9 protein-coding genes and 1 pseudogene are annotated in these 12,003 nt (G+C 69.4%); 6 read left to right on the plus strand and 4 right to left on the minus strand.

The window, feature by feature from the left end:
• The first annotated feature begins 53 nt into the window (after window positions 1-53).
• Entirely contained in the window at window positions 54-818 is a 765-nt protein-coding gene (locus C1I95_RS11205; protein WP_111213736.1) for an IclR family transcriptional regulator, read from the plus strand.
• Window positions 819-841: 23 nt separating this feature from the next.
• On the opposite strand, the gene C1I95_RS11210 is transcribed toward C1I95_RS11205, so the two are convergent.
• Window positions 842-1,732, minus strand: coding sequence for a LysR family transcriptional regulator (locus C1I95_RS11210; protein WP_111213737.1), 891 nt, complete (start codon window positions 1,730-1,732; stop codon window positions 842-844).
• A gap of 72 nt (window positions 1,733-1,804) precedes the next feature.
• On the opposite strand from C1I95_RS11210, the gene C1I95_RS11215 reads away from it, so the two are divergent.
• Genes C1I95_RS11215 through C1I95_RS11225 form a run of 3 tightly spaced genes read left to right on the plus strand, consistent with a single transcriptional unit; the run spans window position 1,805 to window position 4,382 of the window.
• Complete coding sequence (locus C1I95_RS11215) at window positions 1,805-2,995, plus strand: thiolase family protein (RefSeq protein ID WP_111213738.1); 1,191 nt, start codon at window positions 1,805-1,807, stop codon at window positions 2,993-2,995.
• Entirely contained in the window at window positions 2,992-3,687 is a 696-nt protein-coding gene (locus C1I95_RS11220) for a 3-oxoacid CoA-transferase subunit A (protein ID WP_111213739.1), read from the plus strand. The genes C1I95_RS11215 and C1I95_RS11220 overlap by 4 nt, the downstream gene beginning before the upstream one ends.
• Window positions 3,684-4,382, plus strand: coding sequence for a CoA-transferase (locus tag C1I95_RS11225; RefSeq protein WP_111213740.1), 699 nt, complete (start codon window positions 3,684-3,686; stop codon window positions 4,380-4,382). Before C1I95_RS11220 ends, C1I95_RS11225 begins: the two co-directional genes overlap by 4 nt.
• Here the strand turns inward: C1I95_RS11225 and C1I95_RS11230 are convergent.
• A pseudogene (locus C1I95_RS11230) lies at window positions 4,379-4,552 on the minus strand (aldehyde dehydrogenase family protein); the annotation flags it as partial. The gene C1I95_RS11225 and the pseudogene C1I95_RS11230 overlap by 4 nt on opposite strands.
• 279 nt (window positions 4,553-4,831) lie before the next feature.
• On the opposite strand from C1I95_RS11230, the gene C1I95_RS11235 reads away from it, so the two are divergent.
• Window positions 4,832-7,657 carry an immunoglobulin-like domain-containing protein gene (locus tag C1I95_RS11235; RefSeq protein ID WP_111213741.1) on the plus strand — a complete coding sequence of 942 codons (2,826 nt, stop codon included), beginning with the start codon at window positions 4,832-4,834 and terminating at the stop codon, window positions 7,655-7,657.
• 262 nt (window positions 7,658-7,919) lie between these two features.
• Window positions 7,920-8,279: a VOC family protein gene (locus C1I95_RS11240; RefSeq protein WP_233513541.1), complete on the plus strand. Its 360-nt coding sequence runs from the start codon at window positions 7,920-7,922 to the stop codon at window positions 8,277-8,279.
• A 213-nt stretch (window positions 8,280-8,492) separates the two neighbouring features.
• Here the strand turns inward: C1I95_RS11240 and C1I95_RS11245 are convergent, their stop codons facing one another.
• The gene (locus C1I95_RS11245) at window positions 8,493-10,907 is read right to left on the minus strand and encodes a hypothetical protein (RefSeq protein ID WP_111213742.1); all 2,415 of its coding nucleotides are present in this window, start codon (window positions 10,905-10,907) and stop codon (window positions 8,493-8,495) included.
• A gap of 143 nt (window positions 10,908-11,050) precedes the next feature.
• The coding region (locus C1I95_RS11250; protein WP_233513543.1) for a hypothetical protein at window positions 11,051-12,003 on the minus strand (953 nt) is incomplete at its 5' end.

A 12,003-nucleotide genomic window follows, 5' to 3' on the forward strand; every position in this document is an offset into this window, starting at 1 on the left:
TTCCGGGGCGGGGCGATGGCCACGGTAAAGTTCCACTGAGCGAAAGGATTGGCATGGCGGGCAACACCTCGACTCCGGGCGCCACCGTCGTCTCTCGTGCCCTGGCACTGCTCTACGCTTTCGACGAGCAGCACCCGCGCCTGTCCCTGACCGAGCTGGCGCGGCGCGCCGACCTCCCGGCGCCGACCGTGCACCGACTCGTCCAGGATCTGGTCGCTGGCGGCGCGTTGGAGCGCAGCACCGGCCGGCACTTCACGATCGGTCGGCGGCTCTGGGATGTCGGCGTCCTCTCGCCGGTGCCGACGGGGCTCCAGCACGTGGCGTCCCCGTTCCTCAACGACATCCACGCCACCACCCGGGCGACCGTGCACCTCGCGATCCGCGACGGGACCAGGGTCCTCTACGTCGAACGGCTCTCGGGCCGGGCTTCGGTGCCGGCGGTGAGCAGGGCTGGCTCGCGACTGCCCCTGCACGCCACCGGAGTCGGGAAGGTGCTGCTCGCCCACGCGCCGGAGGACGTACGGGAGGCCGTCTTCGCCGACCTGCCGCGCCTGACGCCGTACACCGTCGTGCAGCCCCAGCGACTACGCGAGCAACTGGCCGAGGTACGCAGACAGGGATACGCCACCACGGTCGAGGAGATGACGCTCGGCGCGTGCTCGATCGCCGTACCCATCGTCGCCACCGCCCGCGACGGCGCGGACCCGGTCGTGGTCGCGGCGCTCGGCGTCGTCGTACCCTCACTGAGCCGGGACCGCACCCGGCATCTCACCGCGCTCCAGGTCGCCGCCCGGGGCATCGGGCGGAGCCTCCGGTGACTCGGGCTCTCGGTGAACGCCGACTATCTGCCGATTAGTTCCCGGATAACCTCCAGCGCCCGATGCACATGTGGTTCGTCGCGATCGTCGCGATATGCGACGGCAAGGTCGACACTGGTCGCCGGTTGCACGAGCGGCCGGTACACCACGCCCTCCAGGGCCAGGGCGCTGACCGGATCGGGGACCACGGCCACGCCCAGGCCGCCCGCCACGAGAGTGATCAGGGTGGAGGTCTCGCCGACCTCGTGGCGGATCGACGGCTCGAAGCCCGCGTCCCGGCACAACCGCTGCACGACGTCGAACATCGTGGAGCGCCGGTCGGCGGAGTGGACGATGAGGTCGGTGTCCCGCAGGTCGGCGACCTCCACCCTGCTCCGTTCCGCGAGGCGATGCCTCGTGGGCACCGCGGCGACGAGCCGGTCGCGGCGCAACAGCGCAGTCGTCAGGCTGCCGTCGGCGACCGGCGGCCGGAGCAACGCCAGGTCGATCGACCCATCACGCAGGGCCTCGACCTGCTCGGAGACGAGCATCTCGCCACGGAACGCGCAGTCCACGCCAGGCAGTTCCTCACTGAGACGGCGGGAGAGCGCCGGCAGCAGGCTGTAGGTGACCGAGCCGACGCACCCGATCGAGAGGTGGCCGACCGCGCCGGCCGCCGTGCGGCGCGCATGCCGCGCGGCCTCGTCCACCGAGGCGAGGATCGCGCGCGCCCGCTCCAGGTAGGCGGTCCCGGCCACGGTGAGATCGACCCGCCGGGTGGTGCGGACGAAGAGGGCGACCCCGAGTTCGGCCTCGAGCCGACGGATCTGCTGCGACAACGCGGGCTGCGCCATGTGCAGGCGCTCGGCGGCCCGCCCGAAATGGCGCTCCTGCGCGACGGTGACGAAGTACCGCATGTGCTGCAGCAGATTCATACCAAAATACTACTCAGACGTGTCGGATAAAGATCCTTCACACTATGAACCGGTCCGCGTACCGTCGCCAGTGTGAGTTCCTACGTCTACGCCACCGCACGCACGCCGTTCGGCAAGTTCAACGGCGGCCTGGCGGGCGTCCGGCCCGACGACCTCGCCGCGCACGCCGTCTCCGCCGCGCTCGCGCGTGCTCCCGGACTCGACCCGTCCGCCATCGACGACGTGGTGTGGGGCAACGCCAACGGCGCCGGAGAGGAGAACCGCAACGTCGGCCGGATGGCCGTGCTCCTCGCCGGCCTCCCGTGCAGAGTGCCGGCCACGACGGTCAACCGGCTCTGCGGCTCCAGCCTCGACGCCGTGCTCATCGGGTCGCGCGCCATCGAGACCGGCGACGCCGACATCGTCCTCACCGGTGGTGTCGAGTCGATGACCCGCACGCCGTGGGTGTTGCCGAAGCCGGCCAAGGGCTTCCCCGCCGGTGACGCCATGGCGGTCTCGACGACGCTGGGCTGGCGGCTGGTCAACCCGCGGATGCCCAAGGAGTGGACGGTCTCGCTGGGAGCGGCCAACGAGCAGTTGCGGGAGAGGTTCGGCATCTCGCGCGAGCGGCAGGACGAGTTCGCCGCCCGCTCGCATCAGCTCGCTCACCGGGCCTGGGCGGACGGCTTCTACGACGACCTCGTCGCACCCGTCGAGGGGACCGAGCTGACCCGTGACGAAGGGATTCGTCCGGCCAGCACGAGCGAGTCGCTCGCCGACCTCAAGCCCGTCTTCCAGGAGGACGGGACAATCACCGCCGGCAACGCCTCCCCGCTGAGCGACGGCGCCTCGGCCGTACTCCTCGGGTCGGCTGCCGCCGCCGAGCGGATCGGGGCGGATCCGCTGGCCCGCGTGGCGGGGCGGGCTGCCTTCGCGCTGCCGCCGCAGGAGTTCGGTTACGCCCCGGTCGAGGCCGCCAACCGCGCGCTCACACGGGCCGGCATCACCTGGGACCAGGTCGGCGCCGTCGAGCTCAACGAGGCGTTTGCGGTGCAGTCGCTCGCCTGCGTCGACGCGTGGAAGGTCGACCCGGAGATCGTCAACACGAAGGGCGGCGCGATCGCGCTCGGCCACCCCCTCGGCGCCTCCGGCGGCCGCATCGTCGGCACGTTGGCCAAGGTGCTCCGCGAGCGCAACCAGCGCTGGGGCGTCGCCGCCATCTGCATCGGCGTCGGCCAGGGCCTCGCGACCGTCCTCGAGAACCCCGAGGCGGGGCCGCGATGAGCCGCACCGAACTGCTCGAAACGGCCGACGAGGCGGTCGCCGGTATCGAGGACGGCGCCACGATCCTGGTCGGTGGCTTCGGCCTTGCCGGGATGCCGTTCGACCTGATCGACGCGCTGATCCGGCAGGGCGCGAAGGACCTCATGATCGTCGCCAACAACGCCGGCAACGGCGAGGTCGGCCTCGCCGCGCTGCTCAAGGCCGGCCGCGTCCGCAAGGTGCTCTGCTCGTTTCCGCGCCAGAGTGACTCCTGGGTGTTCGACGAGCTCTACAGGGCCGGAAAGGTCGAGCTCGAGGTCGTACCGCAAGGCAACCTCGCCGAGCGGATGCGCGCAGCCGGTGCCGGCATCGGTGCCTTCTTCTGCCCGACAGCCGTCGGCACCCCGCTCGCCGAGGGCAAAGAGACACGGATGATCGACGGGCGCGAGTACGTCCTCGAGTACCCCATCAAGGGCGACTATGCGCTCATCGCCGCCCACCGTGCCGACCGCCTCGGCAACCTCGTCTACCGCATGACCGCCCGGAACTTCGGGCCCGTCATGGCCACTGCCGGCACGACGACCATCGTCCAGGTGAGCGAAGTCGTCGACACCGGGACGCTCGACCCCGAAGCCGTGGTGACGCCGTCGATCTACGTCGACCGCGTTGTCCAGGTCGACGCCCGCCACTACACCGTCCAGGGGGCGCGATGACCATCACGAACACGACGACCGCAGGGTCCGGCACCGTCGAACATCTCGACCGTGGCCCGCTGTCCATGGGCGAGCTCGCCGCAGTCATCGCAGGCGACATTCCGGCCGGCGTCTACGTCAACCTCGGCATCGGCCAGCCGACGAGGATCGCCGACCACCTCTCGGCCGAGCAGGGCATCGTGCTCCACACCGAGAACGGCATGCTCGGCATGGGACCCGCCGCGCAGGGCGACGAGATCGACCCCGACCTGACCAACGCCGGTAAGGTCCCCGTGACGGAGCTGCCCGGAGCAGCCTACTTCCACCACGCCGACTCGTTCGCGATGATGCGCGGCGGCCACCTCGACGTGTGCGTCCTCGGCGCCTACCAGGTCGCCGCCAACGGAGACCTCGCCAACTGGCACACCGGCCGGTCAGACGACATCCCTGCCGTCGGCGGAGCAATGGACCTGGCGATCGGGGCCAAGAGCGTATTCATCATGATGACCCTCTTCGCCAAGGACGGCTCACCCAAGCTGGTGCCCGGCTGCACCTATCCCCTCACCGGCGTCGGCTGCGTGAGCCGGGTCTACACCGATCATGGGGTCTTCGAGGTCGGACCAGACCGCAGGCAGAACGTGTCGGTCATCGCGACCTACGGCATCAGCGTCAGCGCCCTGCGCTCACGGCTCGACGTACGGCTGGCCGAGGCCTAAAGGTCGACGGCCAGGTACTGCATCTCAAGAAACTCGTGAATGCCGGCGAAGCCGCCTTCTCGCCCCAGACCTGACTGCTTCATTCCACCGAACGGTGCGGCCGGGTCGGAGGCGACGCCGCGGTTGACCGACACCATCCCCGACTCCATCCGCCGGCCCACCGACAAGCCGGTACCGACATTTCGTACGCACGGCGCGGGACCGCATCGTCGCGTTGCGCTGACCCGTCTGGTTGACCTTGCAGTTCGCCCTTGTTAGCGTTAACAATCGTCATCCACTTCAGAGGGAGTCTGACACCGGTCGAGGAGGATCAATTGAGATTGCGACAGAAAAGGTCACGTCACAGACTGAGTCGGAAGGGTAGAGGCGTCGCGGGCCTGGCACTGGGTGCGCTTCTCTCGGTCTCGTTCGTAGCGACGCCCTCGCAGGCCGCCGAGGGGGAGCTCAACATGGGTCTGGTGCACCACTTCGCCCTCGACGAGACGAGTGGGACGACGCTTGTCAACTCGGGTAGCGCGGGCTCGGCGGCGAACGCCACGCTCATGAATCCGGAGAAGGCGACCTTGACCGGCGAAGGAGTCAGGTTCAACCCCGACTCCTACGAGAGCGCCCTCGACGGTGCGTACGTGGCGCTGCCGAACAACCTCACCGCCGGCATGTCGAACCTCACCGTCGACTATGACGTGTGGATTGACCCGGCCAACGTCGGCGAGCACCAGATGTGGAGCTTCGGCAGGAAGTCCGGCTCGTGCGACGTCGACACCGGCGCCCAGGGCTCGATCTTCGCGTCGAACACCCAGCGGTTCCGCGTCGCGGTGGGTTCGGCGAACCTCCAACAGAACCGGGTCCGCATGCTCGAGGGAGCGTGGACGCACGTCACCTACACCCAGTCACTGAACGCGAACGGTACGAGCTGGACCGGCAGGCTTTACATCGACGGCGTGCTGCACGCGACGTCAACGAACCTCACCACTCCGCCGTCGGTGAATGCTACGGGGACCAACTGCAACTTCCTCGCTCGCTCGCAGACGTCGGGCCACTACTCGTTCCGCGGAACGATCCGGGACTTCCGGGTCTATGACCGGGCAGTGAGCCTCGACGAGACACTCGCCCTGGCGGAAAGGACCGTCTCCAACGGCGTTCGCGCCGACGCCGCCGCCATCGACCTCGGCCTGACCAGTGCGATCGTACGCGACATCGTTCTGCCCAAGGTCGGCTCCGAGGCGGGCTCGGCCATCACGTGGACGAGTTCGGACCCGTCGGTCGTCGAGGTCTACAGCCCGCCACCCCTCGCCAGCGCACGCAAGGTTGCGGTGACGGGCAAGATCACCCGACCCGCGAAGGGGCAGCCCGACGCGACAGCCACGCTCACGGCGACAGTCCGCAAGGGCGCCCAAGAGGTCACCACACGGGAGATCCCCGTTGTGGTGAAAGCCGAGTTCGACGACACGCAGGCCGTCGACCGTGACACGTACGACCTGACCCTGTACGCCACCGACGACGTGCGCGGAAACCTCAACCTCCCTGCCATCGGCGAGTTCGGATCCACGATCACCTGGAAGTCGACCACCGACCTGGTCACCCCGACGGGTGAGGTGACCCGCCCGGCCTTCGGCCGTGCGGATGTTGCCGCCACCCTGACGGCGACCATCACCAAGGGCTCCGCCTCGCAGACGAAGTCGTTCCCGGTGAGCATCAGCGCCATGCCCCGTTCCGAGGAGTACGAGCGGTACTTCATGGGGTACTTCAAGGGCGAAGGGATCGCCGACGGCGAGCAGATCATGTTCGCAACGTCCAACGGAAACACCGCTCTGGACTGGACCGGTCTGACCGGAGGCTGGCCGTCGCTCATCTCCCAGCTGGGCGACCAGGGCCTCCGTGACCCGCATATCGTCCGCTCCCCCGACGGCGACACGTTCTACATGATCGCCACCGACCTGAACTGGTACGACCAGGGCGGATACGCCATCAACGACACCCAGTACATCGAGGTTTTCGAGTCGCACGACCTCGTGAACTGGACTCCTCAGCGGCACGTGAAGGTCGCGCCCGACAACGCGGGCAACGCCTTCGCACCCGAGTCGCTGTGGGTCGAGGAGATCGGCGCCTACGTCGTGTTCTGGGCACAGTCGCTGTGGAACAACCCCGTAAACCGCACCGGTCAGGGCAACGCGCAGATGTGGTACGCCACGACGCGCGACTTCCAGACGTTCTCCGGTCCCCAGGTCTGGCAGGACCCGGCCCCTCGGTCGCGGATCGACACGACCGCGATCCGGGTCGGTGACTACTACTACCGCGTAACCAAGAACGAGGCCGGCAACCAGGGCTCGGACATCTTCTCGGAGAAGCACACCGACTTCCTGGACAGCAACATCGACAACTGGACGTTGCTCGCTCCGGCTCTGGGGCGCACGACGTGGGTCGCCAACCAGGGGTACGAAGGGCCGGTCATCTTCAAGGCCAACCCTGGTGACACCTCCTGCCCCGGCCAGTTCTACCTCTGGGGTGACCGGTACACGAACGGTGGTGGATACCAGGCCGCGTGCCACGAGAACATCGAGGCTCCGACCTGGAACGCCAAGGCGATCACGATGACCAACGCGGGCGTCGTCCGTCCGCGTCACGGCACCGTGATACCGCTCACCCTCCGCGAGTGGAACGACATCCGCGGGATCCCGAACAGCGACGTCACGACCACCACCGAGGTGGCTGTCGAGCCGTACGCGAGCGGGGCCCAGACGACCACGGCCACCGCCACGGTCACGGCAGCCGACGGGTTCGAGACCGGCGGTCAGGTGCGGTTCAGCATCGGCTCGTGGTCGAAGCTCGCCCACCTGGACGACGGCACGGCCACGGTCACGCTGCCGACGGATCTGCCCGCGGGGACCCGCACGGTCAAGGCCGAGTACCTCGGCTTCGACTACCTGAAGGCGTCGGAAGGTACGGCGTCGTTCAAGGTGCCCTCCGGCCCGGACGCCGTCAAGGTCCACGCGAAAACCGCGCCGGCGTCGGTTGTCCGCGGGGACACGTTCACGCTGAACGTCACCGTCGGGCCAGCGGGCGGGCAGAAGAAGAAGGCTCCGACCCCGACCGGCGAGGTCACCGTCACCTTCGGCGGCACCGTGCAGGTCGTGCCACTGGCCGACGGCAAGGCCACCGTCACACTGCAGACTGCCGATCTGCAGCGCGGGGTGTACCCGGTCCACGTTGCCTACTCCGGCAACCCGACCTACCAGCCCTACGCCGCCAACTATCAGAAGTTGACGGTGCGGTAGCCAGCAGGTGGCGGGCCGGCGAGCTCATCCTCGTCGGCCCGCCACGAGCGGCCTGGGCGGGTCGGCGAGCTCATCCGCGTCCGCCCGCCCCGTTTGTTGGGTGGGGCGCGAAGGGCCTGCGTGGGCTTCGGCGCGACGGGCGGATGGTCCCAGGGAGTCGCCAGGGCCTTCGAGAAGCGCCTCGGCCAGCCAGCCCACCCGCTCGCGTGTGCGACAGTGGTTCATGCCGTTGAGTAGGTATCACCTGAGAACGTCGGTCGCCGTGTCCGACATCCAGCGGGCGGTCGCGTTCTACGAAGGCAAACTGGGCCTGCAGGCGTTGCAGTCCGGCCCCAGCGCCAACATCGCCGACGGCAGTCGCGTCTATGGTTCTGGTGGCGCCCCGGCACTGAATGTGTACCAGTCGGTCACCGCCGGAAAGACCCCGGCGACACTGGCGACATGGTACGTCGACGACATCGACCAGATCGTTGACGAACTCGTCTCGTCCGGCGTCGAGTTCATCCGCTACGACCAGTTCGAACATGACGCCAAGGGAATCACCGCTCGGGCCGGTGGCGGACGTATCGCGTGGTTCCAGGATCCAGACGGCAATACCTTTGCCCTCGAAGCCGACGTCTGACGGCCGGCGTCCGCCTCTCCTGCTCGGCCACGCCCGACGCCGAGCCACACCGAGCCGGAAGCCGTGACCAAACCCTCCGCTACAGGCAGGTGACGGGGCCCCGGTCAGCGGCCGGCATACGGTCATGAGACGTGAGCACCCCGAGCATCCCGACCCACGAGGAGCGACGCCCCGCACCTTGAGACGGCCGCAGCCGCTCCCCCATCCTGTCGCTCACGTTCGTCCATTCTCCCTCGCGACCGCGCCGGCGGTCGCCCGGAAGGGCCGGCCCCCGTCGTCCAGGCCGAGAGCAAATGCCAACGGTACGGAGGTCTCACCGGCGCGCGCCTCAACCTGCCCGATGGCGCGCAACCGGTCCAGGATCCGCTCGGCACTGTCCGGGCCATTTCGGTGCACGGCGGCAAGGTCCCGCAGCAGTACGAGGGGCCCCTGCTCGGATGCCTCGTCGTCGATCGCCAGCACCTGGAATCGGCTGCCCGGCGGGAAGATCGCCGCGGGTCGGGTGTCACCGGTCAGGTTGTCCAACCGGTGGGCGCTGACCGACCAGATCACGAAGCGGAGGCTGCCTTCGGCGGTGGCCGGCCTGGCGGCCAGGTCGACGTCCACAAACGCAGGCTCGATGAGCATCTCGCCGGGTCGGTAGCCGGCGGCCGATCGCAGGTCGGCCGGACCGGACCGGAAGACCGGACCCAGCACGGACGGCAATCGACGCAACCCGTACGCGGCGCAGCGCGCCAGCAGCATGCCGCGATCGACCTCGGAATCCGGTCCACCGCCGCGCAGGATCTGGTTCACCAGGCAATGTTCGCGGTCGCCGTACGCGAGCAGCGCCACCAGCCCTGCGGTGAGGTAGCCGGAGGCGCCGCCGGCGGCCCGTAGGCCGGGCGACTGCGCCAGCGTCCGGGCCACCACCCGGGCGTGCGCGTCGTACCGGCGAACGAGCGCCTGCCGCAGCGCCGTCCGATCAGCGATGGCCCGCTCGACGTCGTCCTCGGCCAGCCATCGCGGCGGCGCCGGCGGCAGAGTCGGTGCGGGGGTGTGATCGGCCGCAGTCACGCCGGTGGGCCGGGCTTCCGGGTGGTTCGGCAGGAGTGGGTCGGTGCTGCCGAAGCGCCACGGCCCGGCCGGTTCGGCTGGCACCTCATCGACCGGAATGGCCGCCCAAGCGTGCGGGGTTGCCTGCTTAGGTGCCGTCGGCGGCCCGTTCCAACGGTTGGACAGCCCCTCCCCGGGTTGCTCGAGCGCCGGCACCGTCGGTTGAGCACTCGCGTTGGTGACGCCGTCCGGACCGATCGGTGTATCCGGACCGGGCGGGCCACCGGGATCGTTCCGGGTGACGGCGGCGGCCGGAGAGACAGCGGGCACCGATGCGACGGCCGGCACCGGCGACGGGTCGATCGGGGCCGACCAGGCCGCAGCGGTCCAGCGGGCGGGGTCGAGCAGGGCGGTAAGCCCCAGATCGAGCGGTACGGTGTTCCAACTGTCTGGGACGGTCGACCGAATTCTGGCCGACGGCAGGGCAGGCAGCACGGGCCCCTGGTCACTTCCTCGATCTTGAGCAGGTGGCCTGCCCGGCGTTCTCGGCAACCAGCGGCGGAAGGTGCCCGCGGCCTGGAGCAACCCGGTCGCGGTCCGGCTGACCGTCCCGTAGGCGACATGAACCGGCACCTCCAGCACGTCGGCAAGACCGCCGAAGAGCACGTCAGCCGCGCTCCCCTGCACCAGCACGCCATGCGGGACGATGACCAGGGGTCGCGGGTCGCCGAGTCGGCACGAGGTGATCAGCCTCGCCAGGCCGCTGGGGGCCACCGGCCGACCGTCCACCCGAAACCCGGCCACGTCCACCACGATCTCGACCAAGAAGCCGGCCAGGACCGGGCCGTTACCCAACACCGGCCCATCGGCGAACGACCAGCCGGCGGCGGTACGGATCCCCGGCACCCCGGCCGGTACTTCAACGGCGGCCGCCGAGGAACCCGCCCGCGTGCCGCGCGCCGAGTCGGGTCGGGGCGGCAGCCAGACGCGGGGCGGTCGTCGCTTCGGCCGGTCGACGGACGCGCCGTTCGGCAGGAAGTGCAGGTGCGGCCAGATGCTGGCAGCGATCCTCCGTTCCGTCGCCGACGGTGTGTCCCCTTTCGGCGGCGCAGGAGATGGCAGCGCCAGCGGTGGGGGTGGAGGGGGCAGCGGTGCCGGCCAGCTGGGGTCATTCCGGAGGTTCGTGTCCGGGGCCGACACCGCCCAGGCCGCGGGAGTGAGTAGGAAGTTTGCCGTCAGCGACAGTTCGACCAGCGGGAACGCGACGTCCTGCCCGATCCGCCCGGACAGCCATCGCGTCTCAGGGCCAATGTCGATCGATTCGGCGTACGAGCCGAGCGGCACCAACCGGACCCCGGCCGCGACGCCGGCCAGATGTTCAGTCAGCACCTTCAGCAGCAGCTCGAACAGGTCCGGCCGGGCGGTGACCATCGGCGAGGTCAATACCGCCCGTCGCCCCGCCTCGGCGGGCAGGCTGACAGCCACCGCGAGCACCGACGCCCGCTCGTTCCGGTCACTCATCAGCGCCAACGTCTGCCCGACGGATTCCACGATGAGTTCCGAGACGGGTTGGCCACCCTTGGCAGGAGACATTGCGGGGGCCTCCTTCCCGCGGACGATCTGGCATGTCGGTGCCGAATGTACGTCGATGGTCAATCCCCCGCCGTACGGGTGTGCCTGAGCATCGCAGGTCCGCAGGAGGCGGCGAGTACCACCGACGGATGTGGTGGTCATGTTCACGCTTCCCGGTCGGCGGGGTCGTCGTGATTGGTCTGCCCCGCCACCGGGCGGTACAGCACCGACAGCGCCCGGTGCAGGGCGACCGCGTCGACCTCGGGCGGTTCGTAGTCGTTGCCGCGGATCGTCGCCAGCAGGTCGGGATCCGGAGCCAGCCCGTGCACCCGCAGGTAGTAGGCCATGGCGTCGCTCCAGATCCATCGACCATCGGTGAAAAACCCGGTCGGTACCACCTCACCGGCGGACGGCTCCACCACGTCCAGACGACGGTCCGACGTGATCAGCAACGGTGCGCCCCCAGCCAGATAGGCCAGCACCCGGTCGCGTTCCTCCCCGCCGAGTCGGGGATGGTCGGCGGTGAAGCCGGGCCCGTGTTCCGGCTCGAAGGTGTTGTAGACCCGGGCCACCTGCGGTACGACCGGCGGTGCCGCCGTCCACAGCAGAGTGGAGAAGCCGAGTGCGGTGCGCTGGTACACCGGCAGAGCATCCGGGTCAGCGAACGCCTCGACCTGGGGATCCTTCTCACCGGCGAGTTGCAGAGCGTCCTGGGTTCGAGCCACCAACACCGGCAGGACCGCCCCGTCGCCCGCCTCCAACAGGTAAACCCGCCGCGGCGGCGGCCATTGGGTGTCAGCGGCCGGGAACCGCCACGCACGCCACAACGCGATCACCGGCACACCGTCGTCCCGCTGCGCCGCCACCGCCGCGACCGCAGCCCGGTCGACCTGGTCCATGGCACCGGGCCCCTCGTAGGGCACCGTCAAATCAATGCTGTACGGCACCGCGTCGCCATGTTCAGCCAACTCGTCCGGGCTGACCGGGGACAGCCCGTAAAACGGCAACGGCTCGGTGGCCGCGCTCTCGATGTCGGACAGCGCCTCAACGTCTTCCCCCGCCTCCGCGAAGGTTTCCGCGAGTAGGGCCACGTCAGCATCCGTCATCGCCACCCGCC

Source organism: Micromonospora craterilacus, from assembly GCF_003236315.1.
Classification (GTDB): domain Bacteria; phylum Actinomycetota; class Actinomycetes; order Mycobacteriales; family Micromonosporaceae; genus Micromonospora; species Micromonospora craterilacus.